The sequence below is a fragment of the Pseudomonas koreensis genome (assembly GCF_025447595.1).
Lineage (GTDB): Bacteria > Pseudomonadota > Gammaproteobacteria > Pseudomonadales > Pseudomonadaceae > Aquipseudomonas > Aquipseudomonas koreensis_H.
In genome coordinates this window covers 63,773-83,163 of record NZ_JAOEJU010000003.1, presented here as the reverse complement: position 1 = coordinate 83,163, position 19,391 = coordinate 63,773, and the positions used below count along the sequence as shown (strand labels likewise).

At 61.6% G+C, this 19,391-nt stretch carries 20 protein-coding genes; 14 read left to right on the top strand and 6 right to left on the bottom strand.

Annotation, left to right across the window (positions count from 1 at the left end; all coding sequences use genetic code 11):
- Positions 1-32: 32 nt before the first annotated feature.
- The 3 genes from N8H71_RS06130 to N8H71_RS06120 all read right to left on the bottom strand — a co-directional run bounded on the left by N8H71_RS06130 (position 33) and on the right by N8H71_RS06120 (position 1,702).
- Positions 33-260, bottom strand: a complete 228-nt coding sequence (locus N8H71_RS06130; protein ID WP_262193487.1) for a type II toxin-antitoxin system RelE/ParE family toxin — start codon at positions 258-260, stop codon at positions 33-35.
- A 46-nt stretch (positions 261-306) separates the two neighbouring features.
- The gene (relB, locus tag N8H71_RS06125; RefSeq protein WP_262193295.1) at positions 307-501 is read right to left on the bottom strand and encodes a type II toxin-antitoxin system RelB family antitoxin; all 195 of its coding nucleotides are present in this window, start codon (positions 499-501) and stop codon (positions 307-309) included.
- Between the two features lie 253 nt (positions 502-754).
- Entirely contained in the window at positions 755-1,702 is a 948-nt protein-coding gene (locus N8H71_RS06120) for a SphA family protein (protein WP_262193294.1), read from the bottom strand.
- A 211-nt stretch (positions 1,703-1,913) separates the two neighbouring features.
- On the opposite strand from N8H71_RS06120, the gene N8H71_RS06115 reads away from it, so the two are divergent.
- The 11 genes from N8H71_RS06115 (at position 1,914) to N8H71_RS06065 (ending at position 12,495) form a co-directional block, all read left to right on the top strand.
- The gene (locus N8H71_RS06115; protein WP_262193293.1) at positions 1,914-2,948 is read left to right on the top strand and encodes an AraC family transcriptional regulator; all 1,035 of its coding nucleotides are present in this window, start codon (positions 1,914-1,916) and stop codon (positions 2,946-2,948) included.
- Between the two features lie 56 nt (positions 2,949-3,004).
- A complete protein-coding gene (locus tag N8H71_RS06110; protein WP_262193292.1) occupies positions 3,005-3,892 on the top strand; it encodes a Dyp-type peroxidase in 888 nt (295 codons plus the stop codon).
- 9 nt (positions 3,893-3,901) lie between these two features.
- The gene (locus N8H71_RS06105; RefSeq protein WP_262193291.1) at positions 3,902-4,870 is read left to right on the top strand and encodes a Gfo/Idh/MocA family protein; all 969 of its coding nucleotides are present in this window, start codon (positions 3,902-3,904) and stop codon (positions 4,868-4,870) included.
- 218 nt (positions 4,871-5,088) lie between these two features.
- Positions 5,089-5,856 (top strand): GntR family transcriptional regulator, encoded by a 768-nt coding sequence (locus tag N8H71_RS06100; RefSeq protein ID WP_262193290.1) that lies wholly within the window; start codon positions 5,089-5,091, stop codon positions 5,854-5,856.
- On the top strand, positions 5,853-7,583 hold the full coding sequence (locus N8H71_RS06095) for a fumarate reductase/succinate dehydrogenase flavoprotein subunit (protein ID WP_262193289.1): 1,731 nt from the start codon (positions 5,853-5,855) through the stop codon (positions 7,581-7,583). The genes N8H71_RS06100 and N8H71_RS06095 overlap by 4 nt, the downstream gene beginning before the upstream one ends.
- Before the next feature lie 25 nt (positions 7,584-7,608).
- A complete protein-coding gene (locus N8H71_RS06090) occupies positions 7,609-7,854 on the top strand; it encodes a 4Fe-4S dicluster domain-containing protein (RefSeq protein ID WP_007959413.1) in 246 nt (81 codons plus the stop codon).
- A gap of 237 nt (positions 7,855-8,091) precedes the next feature.
- Positions 8,092-9,495 (top strand): ABC transporter substrate-binding protein, encoded by a 1,404-nt coding sequence (locus N8H71_RS06085; protein ID WP_262193288.1) that lies wholly within the window; start codon positions 8,092-8,094, stop codon positions 9,493-9,495.
- A gap of 135 nt (positions 9,496-9,630) precedes the next feature.
- Positions 9,631-10,413: an ABC transporter permease gene (locus N8H71_RS06080; protein WP_431768303.1), complete on the top strand. Its 783-nt coding sequence runs from the start codon at positions 9,631-9,633 to the stop codon at positions 10,411-10,413.
- A complete protein-coding gene (locus N8H71_RS06075; RefSeq protein ID WP_262193286.1) occupies positions 10,413-11,261 on the top strand; it encodes an ABC transporter ATP-binding protein in 849 nt (282 codons plus the stop codon). Before N8H71_RS06080 ends, N8H71_RS06075 begins: the two co-directional genes overlap by 1 nt.
- Positions 11,258-12,220, top strand: a complete 963-nt coding sequence (locus tag N8H71_RS06070; RefSeq protein WP_262193285.1) for a HEAT repeat domain-containing protein — start codon at positions 11,258-11,260, stop codon at positions 12,218-12,220. Before N8H71_RS06075 ends, N8H71_RS06070 begins: the two co-directional genes overlap by 4 nt.
- Positions 12,217-12,495, top strand: a complete 279-nt coding sequence (locus tag N8H71_RS06065) for a DUF971 domain-containing protein (RefSeq protein ID WP_085683929.1) — start codon at positions 12,217-12,219, stop codon at positions 12,493-12,495. Before N8H71_RS06070 ends, N8H71_RS06065 begins: the two co-directional genes overlap by 4 nt.
- Positions 12,496-12,563: 68 nt before the next feature.
- On the opposite strand, the gene N8H71_RS06060 is transcribed toward N8H71_RS06065, so the two are convergent.
- From N8H71_RS06060 to N8H71_RS06050, 3 genes are all read right to left on the bottom strand, one after another.
- Complete coding sequence (locus tag N8H71_RS06060) at positions 12,564-14,222, bottom strand: phosphoethanolamine transferase (RefSeq protein ID WP_262193284.1); 1,659 nt, start codon at positions 14,220-14,222, stop codon at positions 12,564-12,566.
- A gap of 228 nt (positions 14,223-14,450) precedes the next feature.
- Entirely contained in the window at positions 14,451-15,188 is a 738-nt protein-coding gene (locus N8H71_RS06055; RefSeq protein ID WP_262193283.1) for a TorF family putative porin, read from the bottom strand.
- A gap of 151 nt (positions 15,189-15,339) precedes the next feature.
- A complete protein-coding gene (locus tag N8H71_RS06050) occupies positions 15,340-17,094 on the bottom strand; it encodes an amidohydrolase (RefSeq protein WP_262193282.1) in 1,755 nt (584 codons plus the stop codon).
- A gap of 103 nt (positions 17,095-17,197) precedes the next feature.
- Between N8H71_RS06050 and N8H71_RS06045 the strand changes: the two genes are divergently transcribed.
- From N8H71_RS06045 to imuA, 3 genes are read left to right on the top strand one after another with little or no spacing between them, the layout of a single operon-like run.
- Entirely contained in the window at positions 17,198-18,115 is a 918-nt protein-coding gene (locus N8H71_RS06045; protein WP_085745456.1) for a LysR family transcriptional regulator, read from the top strand.
- A 38-nt stretch (positions 18,116-18,153) separates the two neighbouring features.
- The gene (lexA, locus tag N8H71_RS06040) at positions 18,154-18,771 is read left to right on the top strand and encodes a transcriptional repressor LexA (RefSeq protein WP_039768874.1); all 618 of its coding nucleotides are present in this window, start codon (positions 18,154-18,156) and stop codon (positions 18,769-18,771) included.
- Positions 18,771-19,388, top strand: coding sequence for a translesion DNA synthesis-associated protein ImuA (gene imuA, locus N8H71_RS06035; protein WP_262193281.1), 618 nt, complete (start codon positions 18,771-18,773; stop codon positions 19,386-19,388). Before lexA ends, imuA begins: the two co-directional genes overlap by 1 nt.
- The last annotated feature ends 3 nt before the right edge of the window (positions 19,389-19,391 follow it).

The window sequence follows — 19,391 nt, the reverse complement described above, 5'->3', positions numbered from 1 at the left end:
ACGCTTCGGGCGGCCATTTGGCCGCCCTTTTTTTATGTTGATGAGGTTCGTGGGTATTGTCGTCGGGTGTGGACTAACGTCAGTATTTTGATGCGCCCGTTCACTCGGTAGACCAGCAGATAGTTTGGATTGACCACCATTTCCCGAGTGCCTGGCGCTCGACCGGACCGGTAACCATAGGGAATTGATGAAAGCCTTTGCGTTGCTGCACCAACCTTGTGCTGCAGAGCCGTTGAAGCGTTTGAGTTGTATTGTTCAATGTAATCGATAATGTCAGCCAGATCGTCCAGAGCTTGATCGCTCCATTCAAGCGGCAGCGCGTCGATTCTTGCGTCTCTCTGCTAATAGTTGGTCGAGCCGCACCATGGCTTCCTTATGGGGAATGCCCGGGCGAGGGTCATCCAGTACAGCCTGCACCTTGGCGCGAAACCAGCGATCGTAGCTCTCTGCCTCTTCTTCGGATTCGAAGTCAGCGTAAAACGGGGAATGCAATATGCTCATAGTGATCTCCGTGATCAATCTCAGCAGTTTAAGGGGGAATGGCCCATTGTCGTCACTGGCAGACGATGTACCCCATGAACCCTGAGGAACCATGGGATAACGAAGCCCAGTATCTGCAAGCGCCCCTTTGAAATCTGCCGGACGTTTCCCACCGTTGTCCGGCAATTTCGACCGCCGCTGTAGGCCTATTCCCGCTCTCAGTTTTTCAGGTTTCCAGCCTACAAATCCGCGCGCGTCTTCCTACAAAATGCACTCAGAACGCATACGGAATACTCACCTTCGCCCACAGCATTTCTCCCTCGGGCCGGTTCTCTACATCGAACTCTTTGGCCCAGCGAATCTCTGCGCTGGCGTACTTGAGGAAGGTGAAGTGCAGCGCCGGGCCGATGGCGAAGACCTTGCCGCGCACGCCGTCGTTCACGTCTTCGCCGGCGAACTGCACGGTGTGGCCGAACTGTTTGTCGTCGGTGGTCTGCTTCAGGTAGTAGCCGTTGATGCCGAGCATCAGGTCGTCGGTGATCTTGTAGCTGGCCGAGTAATCGAAGTGGAAGATCTGCCCGGACTTGTAGTCGGTGTCCTTGTTCTTCTCGTTGAAGCTGTAGGTGGTCTTCATCGACACCTCGGTGCGCTCGGTCGGCAGCCAGGTGAAGGAAAACAGCGGTTTGTAGGTGTAGAAATTGTTGCTGGTGTTGGCCAGCCGGTCGACGCTGTATTCGCCGGTGGGCACGGTGATTTCCACGGCGGCGCCGAGGGTCAGGTTCTTGCCCATGTCCCACAGGATGATCGGCGCGATGGTGGTATCGCCCATGCCTTCGCGGGTGTCGCTCAGGCCGAACACCGAGACTTCCTGCTTGAGCCACGGCTGGGCGATGTAACCGGCCAGACGTCCGCCGAAAATTCGCACCGGGCTCAGGTAGTCGAGACGCGGGATCACGGCCGTGGATTCGATCTCGACGTTTGGCACCTTGCCGCCCAGCGAACTGATGTTGAGCTTCGTCGATTTGTAGTGGTTGTAGTAAAGATTGAAGGCGACCATGTTCTCGGGAAGGCTGTCGACTTCCAGCGGCAGCATGAAGAACCCGTCGGTGCCGGGGCCGATGTTGTCGACGCCGGCTTCGGTGGCCAGCGCCGGCAGGGTCGCGGCGCAGCCGAGCAGGCTCAGCGCCAGTCGCACAGGGAATGTCGCGCGGTTCGGGGTCATGTCCGTCCTCATTATTATTGTGTTTGGGCGCAACGCCGGCACGCAGGGCGCCCGGCCACTATAGAAATAAGCCCTTGGCGCACGACAGGGCAGGGTATTGGCGGACACGGAAGGGGACTTCTGCGGACAGCCCTCCAACCCTGTGCTAACTTCCTTCGACATAACCGGTTACAAAAATAACAATTCAGCGTGATCCGGAATGTCAGCCTCCATGAACGTAAAAGTCCAAGACCCCACCTTCGAACTGGCGCTGGTGTCGCCATTTCTCCTGCAAACCCTGGCGGAAGTCGCCGCCAACAAGGGCATCGAGCCGCAAAGCCTGTGCCGTGGTCTGGGGTTTGATTTCGAAGACTTGCAGGATCCGGCGCAGCGGATTTCCTACCGCCAGGCCGTGGCCATGATCCAGCGTGCGCTTAAAGCGTTGCCTAATCAGGGGCTGGGCCTGTGGGTCGGGGCGCAGAACGTGCTCGGTACGCTGGGGCTGCTCGGGCATGTGCTGTCGCTGTGCAAGACCTTGCGCGACGCGTTCGAAATCGGGGTTCGGCATCAGCACACTTCCGGCGGGATCGTGGTGTCCAGCGTCGATGTGGTGGGCGATCAGGTGTACGTCGACGTTGAATGCCGGCTGCCATTCGCCGAGGTGCAGGTGTTTGCGGTGGAAGAGTTTTTCGCCAGCCTGCTGGTCTACGGCCGGGCGCTGGTGGGCGAGACGTTCAAGCCGATTGCCGTGGAGTTCATGCACGCCGCGCCGGATTACGTGGATGAATACCGGCGGCTGCTGGGGCCGGATGTGCGCTTCGGGTGCCTGCACAATCGCATGCTGATCGACGTGCAGTGGCTGGATGTGAATCTGCCCAATCATCATTCGCTGGCGCTGCGTCAGGCGGTCAAGTTGCTGGAGCTGGAAGCGGCTCAGGTTCACCAGAAACTCGATCTGATTCAGGCCGTGGAGCGGGCGATTGCCCGGGACCTGAGCCGGGGTAGTCATATTGAAAAAATTGCTGGCGACTTGAACATGAGCAGCCGTACTTTGCGTCGGCGCCTGACCGAACATTCACTGACTTTTGAAGCGCTGCTTGAGCAAGTGCGCCAGGCCCGCACGATGAGTCTGCTGGCAAACCCGGACATGCCGATCGAACGCATCACCGAGGAGGTTGGTTACAGCGACGTGCGCAGCTTTCGCCGCGCGTTCAAGCGTTGGACGGGCAAGAGCCCGAGTGCGTGGCGCAGCGAGTGCGTCATCTGATCCCACACAAATCCTCCGGCTACAGTTAAACTCCGCGCTCTTTCCAAGGAGTCGACATGAGTTACTACCAGCCGGGCATCCTCGCCACCCCAGTTCCGCCGCAAGCACGTCACCTGTTTTTCGCCCTTGAGTCGGTTGAAGCGCTGCCGCAGGCGATCGACAACCTGCTGAACCTGGTGGACGGCAAGTCGGCGGTAGTCGGTTTCGGTGAATCCTTGGTCAAGGCTCTGAATGTGAACATCGACGGCCTGCGCAGCTTTCCGGCGCTGACCGGTGTTGGCGTGGAAAACCCGTCGACCCAGCACGCCCTGTGGGTCTGGCTGCACGGCGTCGACCGTGGCGATCTGCTCAACCGCAGCACTGCGCTTGAGTCTGCACTGGCCCCGGCATTGCGTCTGGTGCAGATGCAGGAAGCCTTCCGCCACAAGAACGTACATGACCTCACCGGTTATGAAGACGGCACCGAAAACCCGCATGACAAAGCCGCCGTCGCCGCCGCACTGCAAAGTGAAGGCGCCGAAGGTCTGGTCGGTGGCAGCTTTGCCGCGATCCAGCAATGGCAGCACGACCTCAAGGGTTTCCATGCGCTGTCTGCCGAGGACAAGGACAACATCATGGGCCGTCGCCTGAGCGACAACGAAGAGATCGACGACGCCCCGGTGTCCGCCCACGTCAAACGTACCGCCCAGGAGAGCTTCGCCCCGGAAGCCTTCGTCGTGCGCCGTTCGATGCCGTGGATTGAAGGCGACCGCGCCGGCCTGATGTTCCTCGCGTTCGGTTTCTCCCTCGACGCCTTCGAAGCGCAACTGCGCCGCATGAGCGGTCTGGAAGACGGCATCACCGACGGTCTGTACCGCATCAGCCGGCCGATCACTGGCGGCTACTACTGGTGCCCGCCGCTGCAAAACGGTCACCTCGACCTGCGCGCACTGCGCATCGGCTGAGGCACACGAATGAACGTGGTGCGTTGGGGCATGATCGGTTGCGGCAGTGTCGCTGAACGCAAGAGCGGGCCGGCCTTCTACAAGGCGCCCGGCTCGGCGTTGGTCGCAGTGATGGGGCGCCGCCTCGAAGCCGTGACCGATTACGCCGCGCGCCACGGCATCGCCCGGACGTACACCGACGTCGATGCCCTGATCAACGACCCCGAGGTGGACGCGGTGTACATCGCCACGCCACCTGACAGCCATCACGCCTACAGCCTGAAAGTCGCCGCCGCCGGCAAGCATTGCTGCGTGGAAAAACCCATGGCCCTCAACGCCGGGCAAAGCCGCGAGATGCAGCAAGTGTTTGCCGATGCCGGTCTGCACTTGTTCGTCTCCTATTACCGGCGTTCGCTGCCGCGCTTCCAGCAGGTTCGACAATGGCTGGAGCAGGGCCGCATCGGTGAGGTGCGGCACCTGAGCTGGACGCTGACCAAGGCGCCTTCCCCCAAGGATCTGGACGGCAGCGCAAACTGGCGCACCGATCCGTCGGTGGCCGGGGGCGGGTACTTCGCGGATCTGGCCAGCCATGGTTTTGACCTGTTCCAGTACTTGCTCGGCGACATCGTTGAAGTCGCCGGCTTCACGGCGCGTCAGGCCAGGTTGTACGCGGCGGAGGATGCGGTCAGCGCCAGTTGGCGATTCGATTCGGGCGCGTTGGGCATGGGCTGCTGGAGCTTTGTCGCGGACCGGCGCGAGGATCGGGTCGAGATCATCGGCAGTAAAGGGCGGATCGGTTTTTCGGTGTTCGATGAGCATCCGGTCGAGCTGCATGCCGATGAGCACATCAGCCTGGAAATCCCCCATCACGAACACATCCAGTGGCACCACGTTCTGGGCATGAACGCGCAGATTCGCGGTCAGTCCCGGCACCCTGCAATCGCCGCCGAAGCCCTGAAGACCGACTGGGTCATGGATCAGATCCTCAAACGCCAATAATTCCCCAGACCACACCGTCCCCCTGTGGGAGCGAGCTTGCTCGCGATAGCGTCCTGTCAGTCAATAACTTTTGTGACTGATACACCTCTATCGCGAGCAAGCTCGCTCCCACAAGGGATGGTGTTGCGCATCTAACCTTATGCTCATTCGGTATTTCTCAAGCTTGTCATAACGTCTCTAAGATCACGTCATAACTCGTTATAACAAGTGATCCCGTGATGACCGATAACGTTCTCTCTCTTGGCCCGCTCTCCTTATCAAGTGTCCCGCTGCACACCCAACTGCGCGACGTGCTGCGCGCCCGCATTCTCGACGGCGAATACCCGCAAGACAGCCAGATGCCGTCCGAAAGCGAGCTCGGCACGCTGTTCAAGGTCAGCCGCATCACCGTGCGCCAGGCCTTGGGCGATCTGCAGAAAGAAGGGCTGATCTTCAAGATCCACGGCAAAGGCACCTTCGTCGCCAAACCCAAAACCTTTCAAAACGTCAGCACCCTGCAAGGCCTCGCTGAGTCGATGACCGGCCGTGGCTACGAGGTGATCAACCGCCTGCGCAGCTTCAAATTCATCGCCGCCGACAAACTGGTCGCCGAGCGTTTGCAGGTCGCCGAAGGCGAAATCGTCGCGCAGATCAAGCGTGTACGCCTGATCAACCGCGAGCCGATTTCGCTGGAAATCACCTACCTGCCCAAAGCCGTCGGCGAACGATTGGAGAAGGCTGATCTGGTGACCCGCGACATCTTCCTGATCCTCGAAAACGACTGCGGCATCGCCCTCGGCCACGCCGATCTGGCCATCGACGCGGTGCTGGCCGACAGCGACTTGACCCAGGCGCTGAACGTCGAGGCCGGCTCGCCGATCATGCGCATCGAGCGTCTGACCCACGACGCTCACGGCCAGCCGCTGGACTTCGAACACCTTTACTACCGTGGCGATGCGTTCCAGTACCGCCTGCGGATCGACCGGCAAAAAGGGGAACAAGCATGAGTCGAACGACACTCGAACAGGAATACGACATCGTCGTGATCGGCGGCGGCACCGCCGGCCCGATGGCCGCGATCAAGGCCAAGGAAAAGAACAAGGAACTGCGCGTGCTGCTGGTCGACAAGGCCAACGTCAAGCGCAGCGGCGCGATCAGCATGGGCATGGACGGCCTGAACAACGCGATCATTCCCGGCCACTCGACACCCGAGCAGTACACCAAGGAAATCACCATCGCCAACGACGGCATCGTTAATCAGGCGGCGGTATACGCCTATGCGACGCACAGTTTCGAAACCATCGAACAACTCGATCGCTGGGGCGTGAAGTTCGAGAAGGACGAAACCGGCGATTACGCGGTGAAGAAAGTCCACCACATGGGCGCTTACGTGTTGCCGATGCCGGAAGGGCACGACATCAAGAAAGTCCTGTATCGCCAATTGAAGCGCGCGCGAGTGAGCATCACCAACCGACTGGTCTGCACCCGTTTGCTGACAGACGAGGAGGGCGCCGTCAACGGTGTGATGGGGTTTGACTGCCGCACTGCCGACTTCCATGTGATCAAGGCCAAGGCAGTGATTCTTGCCTGCGGCGCTGCGGGGCGACTCGGTCTGCCGTCCTCGGGTTACCTGATGGGCACCTACGAAAACCCGACCAATGCCGGCGACGGTTACGCAATGGCGTATCACGCCGGTGCGGAGCTGGCGAACCTCGAGTGCTTCCAGATCAACCCGCTGATCAAGGATTACAACGGCCCGGCCTGCGCTTACGTTACCGGCCCGCTCGGTGGCTACACCGCCAACAACAAGGGCGAACGCTTTATCGAGTGCGACTACTGGAGCGGGCAGATGATGTGGGAGTTCCACCAGGAACTCGAAAGCGGCAACGGCCCGGTGTTCCTCAAACTCGATCACCTGGCCGAGGAAACCATCCAGAACATCGAGGAAATCCTGCACAGCAACGAGCGCCCGAGTCGCGGCCAGTTCCACGCCAATCGCGGCACCGATTACCGCACGCAAATGGTCGAGATGCACATCTCGGAAATCGGTTTTTGCAGCGGCCACTCGGCGTCCGGGGTGTGGGTCAACGAGCGCGCCGAAACGTCGGTGAAAGGTTTGTACTCGGCCGGTGACATGGCGGCCGTGCCGCATAACTACATGCTCGGCGCGTTCACCTACGGCTGGTTCGCGGGTAATAACGCGGCGGAATTTGTCGCCGGGCGCGAGTTCTCCGCGCTGGATGTCGAACAGATCGAAAAGGAAAAGGCCCGGGTCTACGCACCGCTGGATCGCGAGCACGGTCTGCCACCAGCTCAGGTCGAGTACAAGCTGCGACGCTTCGTCAACGATTACCTGCAACCGCCGAAAGTGACCAAAAAAATGGAAATCGGCTTGCAACGCTTCAGCGACATCGAGCGCGATCTCGACGAGATGAAGGCCAACAACGCCCACGAACTGATGCGCGCCATGGAAACCAGCGTGATTCGCGACTGCGCCGAGATGGCTGCCCGCGCCTCGTTGTTCCGCGCCGAAAGCCGCTGGGGCCTGTACCACTATCGCGTCGATCACCCGCAACGGGACGACCGCGAATGGTTCTGCCACTGCCACCTGAAGAAAGGCGAGGACGGGCGCATGACCAGTTTCAAGAAAGCCGTCGAGCCTTACATCATCCCCCTTGATGCCGAGGAAATGCAGGCCTACGACCGTTTGCGGCTCAAAGCTTTCGCCGCTTGAGGCATCACTAGAGAGAGTCCGAACCATGGCCTATCAAGCCCAGGAAATTTTCTTCCGCTCCAATGCCCCCGTCACCGTGGACGAGGACAAATGCATCGCCGAAAAGGGCTGCACCGTGTGCGTCGACGTCTGCCCGATGGACCTGCTGGCGATCAACCCGGCCACGCAAAAGGCTTATATGGCGTTCGACGAATGCTGGTACTGCATGCCTTGCGAAAAGGACTGCCCGACCGGTGCCGTGAAAGTCGAAATTCCATATTTACTGCGTTGACCGGTAGTCCGCTTTCGCGAGCAAGCTCGCTCCCACAGTGGATAGAGGCCAGCCGCAAATAATGAGTACACCGAAGATCATGTGGGAGCGAGCTTGCTCGCGAAGAGGCCCGCACAGACAACACAAAAGCCATCCGTAAACCCCGGACGCTGGATTTACCAAACACCCCTCGTTTCCCACCGCGCCCTGATCGCGGCGGAGACGAACATCCTATAAATGATTCGAGGGGATTCAACCATGTTGCGTGCAGCAATCGCCGGTCTGGTACTGGCCTCGTTCACCTTGTCGGCTTCGGCCGAAACCATCCGCATTGCCATCGGCACCCAGGACACCACCATCAACTGCGCCGCCGGCGGCCTGTTGATTCGCGAACTGGGCCTGCTCGACAAATACCTGCCTCACGACGGCGCCTACAAGGACGCCAAGTACGATGTGCAGTGGAAGAACTTCACCAGCGGCGCACCGCTGACCAACGAGATGGTCGCCGGCAAACTCGACTTCGGCGCCATGGCCGATTTCCCCGGCGCGTTCAACGGCGTGGCGTTCGAAACCGCCGGCAAACACAGCCTGTTCATCAGCGTGTTGTCGGGCAGCATCAAGGGCAGCGGCAACGGCATCGTGGTGCCGAGCGCGTCCGGCGTGCAGTCGCTGAGCGAGCTCAAGGGCAAGACCATTTCCGTACCGTTCGCGTCCACTGCCCACGGCATGTTGCTGCGCGCCGTGGCGGAGCAGGGCTGGGATCCGCTCAAAGACGTGAACATCATCGCCCAGCCGCCGGAGGTTGCAGGCTCGGCGTTGCAGGCCGGCAAGATCGACGCTCACGCCGACTTTGTACCGTTCGCCGAACTGTTCCCGAGCCGTGGCTTCGCCCGCAAGATCTACGACGGCGCCCAGGCCAATGCGCCGACTTTCCACGGTGCGCTGGTGGATCAGGCCTATGCGAAAAAGTACCCGGAAATCGTCGTCGCTTACCTGCGCGCGAGCATCGAAGCCAATCAACTGCTGGCCGCCGAACCGGAGAAATACAGCGAGCTGATCGCCAAGGTCACCGGTGTCGATGCCGAGGTCAATTACCTGTTCCACGGCCCGCTCGGTGTACAGACCCGTGACCTGAGCTGGAAACCTGAATACCGCCAGGCTGTCGGCACGGCCATCGACACGCTGAAGCTGCTGAAGAAGGCCGATCGCGGGCTCGATCTGAATTCCTTTATTGACGATCAGTACATTCGTGCGGCGTTCAAGGCTTCGAATCTGGATTACACGGCGCAACTGGCCAATTACGCGCAGACGCCGTTGAAGTCGGTCGATGCGGCGACCGGAAAGGCTATCTCGGATTTCAGCCATGTCGCAGAAATCTGGGTGCGCGGTGAGGACAAGGTCCGGCGCTATGCCTCGGCTGAAGAGGCGTTCACGGCGCTGGCCGGCCTGAAATCGGAAGGCAAGAACATCCGGGCGGTGTATGCGCAGGCGAGTGACAGCGGGATCAAGTTGCTGGCGGAGCAGGCGTGGTTTGCCAGTGATGCGAAGGGACGCCTCAGTGCGTTTTTGTTGAAGGGGCAGGCGCAGCAATACGCTTCGGCCCAAGGCGGCAAAGTCTTCGATTTCACCGATGCAACCGCGCAGGCCGTGGCCAGTCGTTAACCCGATAACAACTCGGTCAACTGTGGGAGCGAGCTTGCTCGCGAAGGCGTCCGGTCAGCCGGTGCAACTGTGCATGACCTATCCGAATCGCGAGCAAGCTCGCTCCCACATAGAGTCGGGGTGAGAGGAATTATTGTGTTCAGACCCTATCGACGCTGGATCCCCCGAGCCGTCTCACTGCTGCTCTGCCTGCTCTTCTGGCAACTCGCCGCCAGCCACCACTGGAACCTCGGCCTCGTTACCTTCGCCAACGTCCCGACGCCGCTGGCCGTGATCGAAGCCGCCCTCGGCCTCGGTGACTCCGGCAAGCTCCTCCAGCACCTGACCGCCAGCCTCGGCCGGGTCTTCGCCGGCTATCTTGCCGCACTGGTGATCGGCATCGCCCTGGGCCTTGCCATCGGCCGCTCAAAGTGGGCCGAAGACCTGCTGCTGCCACCGCTGGAGGTCCTGCGCCCAATCCCCGCCGTCGCCTGGATTCCGCTGGCCATCCTGATGTTCCCATCCTCCGAACTGTCGATGGTGTTCATCACCTTCACCGGCGCGCTGTTCCCGATCCTGCTCAACACCGTGCACGGCGTCGAAGGCGTCGACCCGCGCCTGATTGCCTCAGCCAAAAGCCTCGGGGCAGGGCGCCGGGCGATCCTGCTGGAAGTGATCCTGCCAGGGGCCGCACCGAGCATCATCACCGGCCTCGCCATCGGTATGGGCACCTCGTGGTTCTGCCTGGTGACCGCCGAAATGATCTCCGGCCAGTTCGGCATCGGTTACTACACCTGGGAGTCCTACACGATCCAGAACTACGCCGACATCGTGGTCGGCATGTTGCTGATCGGCGTGTTGGGCATGGGCAGCAGCCTGCTGATCAAACGCCTGGGCGGGCTGTTCACGCCCTGGCACCGACCACGAGGAAAAGCCTGATGAGCGTGATGCAAACCCCGGAAGGGCGGATCGACATCTGCCAGTTATCCATCGTCCTCGGCGAGGGCCGGCAAGCGTTCGAAGCGGTGCAGGGGCTGGATTGCCAGATCGAACCCGGCCAGTTCGTGTGCATTCTCGGCCCGTCCGGTTGCGGCAAATCGACCTTGCTCGGCGCATTGGCCGGGCATCTGCAACCCCATGGCGGGCAGTTGAAAGTCGATGGTGCCGAAGTGTCCGGCCCGTCACCGCAACGCGGCATGGTGTTCCAGCATCACACGCTGTTCCCGTGGCGCACGGTGCGCGACAACGTTGCCTTCGGCCTGAAAATGCGCGGCATCGGCAAGGCCGAGCGCCATCGCGCCGCCGACGACATCCTCAAACTGGTCGGCCTCGAAGGTTTCGCCGAACGCTGGCCTGATCAACTTTCCGGCGGCATGCAGCAACGGGTGGAGATCGCCCGGGTGCTGGTCAACCGGCCACGGCTGTTGCTGATGGACGAACCCTTCGGCGCACTGGATGCGCTGACCCGCCTGAACATGCAGGAACTGCTGCTGGACATCTGGACGCGGATTCGCACCACCGTGGTGTTCGTCACCCATGACATCGATGAAGCGCTATTCCTCGCCGACCGCTTGCTGGTGATGAGCGCACGGCCGGGGCGAATCATCGAAGACCTGCGTCTGGATTTCCCCCGGCCACGCACCACCGAACTGGTGACCAGCCACGAATTCTCGCGCCTCAAGCGCCACTGTCTCGACCTGCTGCGCCACGACAACGACCGACCGCTGCCGCGCCTCAACCCGCTCGGCCTGCCTCCTGAAAACGCCTTGCCGAGATTTGCCCTATGACTTCATTTTTTGCTGTGACCGATAACGAAGACATTCTCGCCCTGCAACCCCGCCTGACCGCCGATGACGCTGGTGTCCGACGGATTGCCCTGATCGATCTGGCCGACCTCGAAGAGCCGGACGGCTTGCTCTGGCTGGTTGAGCGGCTGGCCGAAGACCCCGCCGAAGAAGTGCGTGCCGAAGCGGCGCGCCTGTTGGAAGCCTGGGAAGACGAACCGGTGGTAGAAGCGCTGTGCCAAGCGCTGACCGATCCGTCGCCGGCGGTGCAAGCCGCAGCGGCGCAGAGCCTGAGCCTGCTCAAGACCGAAGCGGCGGGCAGGGTGATTCTGCCGTGGACCAGCCATGCCGAAACCGGCGTGCGGATTGCCGCGTTCCGGGCCTTGCGCGAGTTGCGCTTCCCCGGCGCTGCGCCGGCCGCGATTCAGGCGCTGAACGATGCCGACGCCAGTGTCCGTCGCGAAGCCGTCGGCGTGCTTGGCTGGCTCAAGCAACTCGACGCGTTGCCAGCCCTGGCCCGCTTGGCGAGTGATGACCCGGACACCGAAGTACGCCGCGCCGCCACCGGCGCCCTGGGCCTGGCAAGTGACGCCGAGGTGCTGCCCGCCTTGCGTCAGGCCTTGCAGGACCACGCCTGGCAAGTGCGCGAAGAAGCCGCGACCACCCTCGGCAAGGTCGGCCACACCGACGCGGGTCCGGCGCTGATCGAAGCCTTGGCCGACGACTACTGGCAGGTTCGCCTACGCGCCACCCGCAGCCTTGGGCGCCTCAAGTACGTCGCAGCCCTCGACGCCCTGATCGACACCCTCGGCCATCGCATCAGCAACCTGCGCAAGGAAGCTGCGTTGGCTCTCGGCGAACTGAACGATCGCGGGGCGGTGGCGGCGTTGCAGGCCGCGCAGGATGACGGCGACCCGGAAGTACGCAAAGCGGTGCGGATTGCCTTGAGTCAGTTGCAATGAATCCGCTGTCGGTCGGCAATTCCCAAACTGAACACCGGTTGCGGCTGAGCTGGCCGGATGGCCGCGAGCAACTGCTCGACCATGCCGAACTGCGCCGCCAATGCCCGTGTTCGCAATGCCGGGCGTTTCGCCTGCGGGGCTCGCCGCCAATGGTTGACCCGCGAGTGCGGGTCATCGAATTGAACGCTCAGGGATACGGCCTGCAACTGGTGTTCAGCGATGGTCACCAGCGCGGGATTTACCCGTGGCAATACCTGGCGCAGCTCACCTCCTGAATTCGCCACAAAACCAAAAGTGGGAGCCAGCCTGCTGGCTCCCACAGTGGCTTGTGGTATCTGGTGGGCTACTGCGAGGCCGTCATGGAAGGCCGACAGCCATGGAATATATCCAGCCCCGGCTGATACAGCGACGTCCTGACCTCGAACAACCCGAGCACCGAGTGGAACAAGTTGTCGTGGCTCATATCCGGCTGGCTGGTTTTGCCTTGCAGGCAGCCACGGTCGATGCCGAGTTGCGCCAGGGTATTGTTGCCGAACCACATCACCATCGGCACATGGGTCTGCGCTTCCGGCGCCAGCGCATAGGGCGCGGCGTGCAGGTACAGGCCGTTCTCGCCCAGCGATTCGCCATGGTCGGACACGTACAGCATCGACGTATCGAGGTGATCCTGATTGCGCTTGAGCAGCTCGATCACCTTGGCCAGGAAATGGTCGGTGTAGAGGATCGTGTTGTCGTAGACGTTGACCAGTTCGTCACGGCTGCAACTGCCCAGTTGATTGGTGTGGCAGATCGGTTTGAAGCGCTCCATGTCCTTCGGATAGCGCTCGTAGTATTCCGGGCCGTGGCTGCCGTCGGCGTGCAGGACGATGATCGCGTTGCCCTTGAGGCTGTCGATGTAGCCTTGCAAGTCGGCCAAAAGCGCTTCGTCGAGGCAGTTGTTGCCGTCGCAGAACGGGCCCGGCTGGGTCTTTTCGATGTCGCGGTTCGGTACGCGCAGGCAGGTGCCCTTGCAGTCGCTGTTGTTGTCCAGCCACAACACTTGCACGCCGGCCCGTTGCAGGATGTCCAGCAGGCCTTCGTAGGTTTTGCCTTTCTTGTCGCTGTAGTCCTCGCGCGGGAACATCGAGAACATGCACGGCACCGACACTGCCGTCGAAGTGCCGCAGGAATGCACCTGGGTGAAGTTGAGGATGTCGAGTTTGCTCAGCTCGGGGTTGGTCTCGCGCTCATAACCGTTGAGCGAGAAATGGTCGGCCCGGGCGGTTTCGCCGACCACGAACACCATCAGCGATTTCTTCTCGCGACCGGCTGCCTTGGCGCTCATCACGGCGTCTTCGCCGATGGCCTGCACCACGAAATGCTTTTTGATCCCCAGCCGCTGCTTGGTGTATTTGCTGATCGCGTAGATGTAGTTGGTCGGGTTGATGAAGTGGGTGAGTTTGTCTTCCTCGCGAAAGATCGGCGCGTAGGTCGAATAGAACGCGCCCACCGAAGCGCCGATCACCAGCACACAAGCCGCGATCACCAGCACCTTGTTCAGCAAGCCCCGAAAGAATGGCCGATAAACCACCGGCCAGCGCCAGATCAGCACGGCCGGCAACACGCCGAGCAACAGCATGTAAGCCAGCAATTTGCCGCTGAACAGTGCCGTGGCTTCCCCGGGATTGGTTTCGAACACGTTCTGGATCATCACCGTGTCGATGGTGATTCCGTACTCGTTCATGAAATACGCCGCGCAGGCCGAGAGCAGGGCCACCAGCGTCAGCGCCGGTTTCAGCGTCCAGCGAAACGAGATCAGGGTCAGCAGCAGCGTGATCGCCGCCCAGAGAAACAGCCCGAAGGACGCGAAAAACGCCAGTTTGTGCGCGCCTTGCAAGGTAATCAGCGTTCCCAGCGCTTTCCAGGTCGCCAGGTTGTACAGCGCCACCAGTGCCAGCGAAAACAGCAGCACCAGGCGGGTCGGAGTGATGGACGGTAAACGCAGTCCTTTGCCCAAAGCCATTTCGATACTTTCCTCTACGTCAGTCGAAAACACATTCGGTTACGCGCGTAACTGTAGAAGAGCATTGGTAAAAATTCCGTAAACATCCGGTAACAAATTTCCAGCCGAGAGAAATAAAACTGAGGGAGCCAGCCTGCTGGCGATAGCAGTGAGTCAGGCGATATATGAATTGAATGTCAGATCGCAATCGCCAGCAGGCTGGCTCCCACAGGGCGGGCTCACGTTGGGTCAGAACGATTTGCTGACGCTGGCGACGACCGTCGCCGTGCACACGTCCTTGAAGCCCCAACTGCTCAGGCACTGGCTCTGCGAGAGGTCGGTGTCGATATAGCTCAGGCCCAGCACCACGCCGGCCAGGTTGTGGGTCAGTTTGACTTCCCACTCCCGGTAGGACTCCTCGCTGTGACCGGACGCCGAATACATATGCGGGTCCTTGAAGTCCATGTTGCCGTAGCGCAGCTTCAACCCGGAATCGAACGGCAATCCGGTTTCATAGCCGATGTAGCTGTAGAGCGAACTCTGTTTACTGTCGATGCCCGGCGCGTCGCTGGAGTAGTAGGCCGCGAGTTTCACGCCGTAAGCGCTGAGAATCGAGTACACCTCGCTCTGGTTGAACTGGCTCTCCTTGGGATACGCGTATTTGATGTAGCCCAGATCCAGGCTTACGGCCTCGGTGGCTTGCCACAGCCAGCCAGCGTAGTAATCGACTTCCTGACGGGTTTTCAGGCCACCGCCGAAATCGACGTTCGAGCTCCACGCGCCGAGGTACAGGCCGCTGCTGTGGGCCAGGGTCAGACCGGCCTGCACCGCCGGGTCGTTCTGGGTCTGGGAGATGCCGCGAGTGCGGTAGTCGCTGGCCAGGGTCAGGTCGACCAGCACCGCAAAATCGTCGTTCAGGGGGATTGCGTGGCTGCTCAAAGGCAGCAGGCTCAAGGAAGTGAGGGCGAACAGGGGCAAGGCTTTCATGTGAAGTCCCGTTGTTGTGGTTGTTATGGGGCAGAAAGAGAAAACTTGTGGGAGCGAGCTTGCTCGCGATAGCGGTGTATCAGTCGACATCATTTTTAATGGTCATACCGCTATCGCGAGCAAGCTCGCTCCCACAGGGGAACAGTTGTTGTCATTGGGCGGCGGTATAGACCTGACGGCCGGCGAACCAGGTTTGCAGCACCCGGGTGTCATGCAGGGCTTTGTCATCGACGCTGAACACGTCGCGATCGAGCACGATGAAATCGGCCTGCTTGCCGGGGCTCAGCGAGCCGATCTGTTGTTCCAGGCCGATGGTCCGCGCGGCGTTGGCGGTGTAGGCGTAGAACATGGTTTCGCGGTCCAGGCGTTCGTCGGCGTTGAGCACGCCCAGCGGCCCGGTGCGGGTGATGGCCTGGGCCATGGCGTTCCACGGGTTCGGCGAGGACACCGGCCAGTCGCTGGCGCCGGCAATCGTCGCGCCTTGCTTGAGCAGCGAATGCGCCGGGTATTGATAGCGGAAGGCTAGGGCGCTGACGTAAGGCTTGATCATGTCGGTGGTGTAATCGTCGGCACTGGCCCACAGCAGTTGCATCGAGGCAATCACGTTCAGTGGCTTGAAGCGGGCGAACTCCTTCGGGTTGACCATTTGCAGGTGGGTGATCGAGTGCGTTACGCCGCTCTGCCGGTCCTTGCGCGCCTGGGCGATGCCGTTCAGCGATTCGCGCACCGCGCGGTCGCCGATGGCGTGGATGTGCACCAGCCAGCCGCGCTGGTCGATGGCGCTGACCAGTTCGCCGAAGTACTGCGGATCGATCAGCAACTCGCCCTGTTTGTGCGAGTTGCTGTAGGGATCGATCATCGCCGCGCTCTGGGCCGGGTATTCGATTACGCCGTCGGCGAAGATTTTTATGCCCGGCAGCGTCAGATTGGGGATGCCCTGGAACTGCTGGCGAACCTTGTCGAGGGTGTCGAGATCGGCCGGGACGCTTTTCGGGTTGGCCACCAGCAGCGCGGCGACGTGGGCGGTCATGCCGCCGCTGTCCGACAGAGCTTTATAGGCCGGCAATACGCCGACGGTTTTCTCGGTGGGCTTGAGGGCGAACACCGGCTCGCCCGGTGCGGCGTTGGCGGCGGGGTCCATCCACGCGGTGATGCCGAGGCTGTTGTTGAAACGCACCGCCGATTGCGCAGCCTTGAGCATGTCGGCGGGGCTCGGCACCGGCATTTTCGAGGCGACCCGATCCCAGCCGGCGTCGACCACAAAGCCGTTCGGTTCACCGCTGGCCAGTTTGCCGATGGTGTCTTTTTCCGCATCCGGCAGGGTTTTCAGCAGCGCGGCGTCGATGCCCGCACGCTTGAGCATCACGTTGTTGGCCCACGCCGTGTGGTGATCGCTGCCGGTGAACACCACCGGCACGTCGGCCCATTCGCCGTTATTGAAGATTTTGCCCAGCGCTTCAGCCTTGGCCCAGTACGCCGAACTCATGCCGGCCACGCTCAATACGTCGCCATGCCGGGCCTTGCCGTCGTCGCGCCAGCCGCGCAGGCGTTTTTCCAGTTCGTCGAGTTCGACCACCTCGTCTTCCATGTTGGCCGAGACCATTTCCAGCCCGCCGAAAATCGCGTGGGAATGGCTGTCGATCAGGCCGGGCATCAGCGCTTGGCCTTTGAGGTCGATCACCTGGGTGCCGGGCTCGATCAAGGCCTTGATCTGCGCATCCGTGCCGACTTTCAGCACCTTGCCGTTCTCCACGGCCAGCGCCTGAACCTTCGGTTGAGCGCGGTCGGCGGTGAAAATCTTGCCGTTGAGCAGCACCAGATCGGTGGCGGCCATGGCTTCCATCGAGGCAAAACTCATAGCGGCGATCAGCAGATTTTTTGTGAAATGCGGGATGAATCTTTTCATTGAACATTTCCTTGTTATTGCGTCTGATGGCCAGATTAGTGGCTGCTAATGCCCGATAGAACGCCTCCCTCACGAAAAACGTTTTTGCCTGAATGGAAAAAGCATGGACAAGCTGGGTGCACTGAAAATGTTCGTGGTCACCGCGCAACTCGGCAGCTTCAGCCGCGCTGCCGAGCAACTGGGCAAGACCCCGTCGGCGCTGACCAAGGCGGTCAATCATCTGGAATCCGAGCTCGGCGCGCGATTGTTTGAACGCAGCACGCGGCGGATTCTGCTGACCGAAATCGGCCGGCTGTATCTGGAAACCGCACGCCAGGTGTTGCAACGGCTGGACGAAGCCAGCGAGGAAATCGAGCAGTTGCAGCACGGCCTGCGCGGCAGCCTGAAAATCACCGCACCGCTGGCCTACGGGCGGGCGTTTCTCGATCAGGTGTGTGACGGCTTTTTGCAGCAATACCCGCAGATCAGCCTGCAGGTGGATTTGTGCGACGAATTCGTCAATCTGCTGGAAAGCGGCTACGACCTGGCGTTGCGCGAAGGGCACGATGATTTACCGGGGCTGATCGCGCGAGTGGTCGGCAGCAATCGCCTGGCACTGTGCGGCAGTCCCGAATACCTGGCGCGCAAGGGCTTGCCGGTGACGCCGCAAACCCTCGATCAGCATGAATGGCTGCTGTACCGGCATCCGTTGCTCAGCCGCGAATTCTGGTGGGCCGAGCGCGACGGTCAGCGTTTGAGCCTGGCGCAACCGGCGGCGCCGCTGTTGCGCAGTGACAATTACGATTTGCTGCTGGCCAGCGCCCTGGCCGGGCGGGGCTTGCTGCACACACCGCTGTGGAGCGCCGCCCCGTACATCGCCGACGGGCGACTGGTGCGGGTCATGGCTGATTACGAGATCGACCCGGACAGCTTCGGGCCACATATTCTGGCGGTGTACCCGAGTCATCGGCGGGCGACGGCCAAGGTTGTGGCGTTTATCGACTACATCGCAGGGTTTCTGGCGGAGCGTGGTTTGAGCTGACTGGCGGTGCTTGTCAGGAAATTCCCACAGGAGTACAAATGTACTCCATGACGACTCTGACTCCCCGCCGTACCGCCATCCTGACCTTTATCCGCGAACGCATCGCCGAACACGGTCAGCCCCCAAGCCTCGCTGAAATCAGCGAGGCTTTTGGTTTTGCCTCCCGCAGCGTGGCGCGCAAGCATGTGCTGGCGCTCACCGAAGCCGGGTTTATCGAGGTCAATCCGCATCAGGCCCGGGGCATTCGCCTGCTCGGGCAGCCGGCGCGGCCCGAACTGCTCGAAGTGCCCGTACTCGGCCGGGTGGCTGCCGGTGCGCCCATCGGCGCCGATGCCGACCTGCACAATCGGTTGATGCTCGATCCTGCGCTGTTCTCCCGCACGCCCGACTACATGTTGCGGGTGCAGGGCGATTCGATGATCGAGGACGGGATTCTCGACGGCGATCTGGTCGGCGTACGCCGCAACCCCGAAGCGCTCAACGGCCAGATCGTGGTGGCGCGACTCGACGGCGAGGTCACCATCAAACGCTTCGAACGGATCGGCGATGAGGTTCGCCTGTTGCCGCGCAACCCGGCGTATCAGCCGATTGTGGTGCGGGCCGATCAGGACCTGGCCATCGAAGGGGTGTTCTGCGGTCTGGTGAGGCAGGGCTAATGGGGGCCGTCGTTGCGCTGGATACGCTGTTCAATGGCGGCCAGGTCTGGAAGGGCCGGCCTGCGCCACCGGCAGCCAGCCCGCAACCCACCGGGCACGCGGCGCTGGATGCGGCGTTGCCCAGTGGTGGCTGGCCGGAAGCGGCGCTGAGCGAAATCCTGCTGGCCGGGCCCGGTGTCGGAGAACTGCAACTGGTGTGGCCGACCCTGGCGCGGCTGTCGGCGGCGGGCGAACGCATCGTGCTGGTGGCGCCGCCGTTTGTGCCGTACCCGCAGGCGTGGGCCAATGCCGGGGTCGATCTGCGCCAGTTGTCGGTGATCCAGGCCAGCGAGCGCGATGCCTTGTGGGCGGCGGAACAATGCCTGCGTTCGGGTAGTTGCGGCGCAGTGCTGTGCTGGCCGCAGAAGGCCGATGACCGCGCCTTGCGCCGTTTGCAGGTGGCGGCGGAAACCGGCCAGACCCTGGCGTTTGCGTGGCGCCCGTTGAGCGAAGCGGTCAACCCGTCGCCGGCCGCGCTGCGCATTGCCATCGATGCCCGTCCGGCGCAATTGCGCGTGCTCAAGTGCCGGGGCGGACTGGTGCGCAGCGCACCGATTGCCTTCACCGTGGGGCATTGAGGC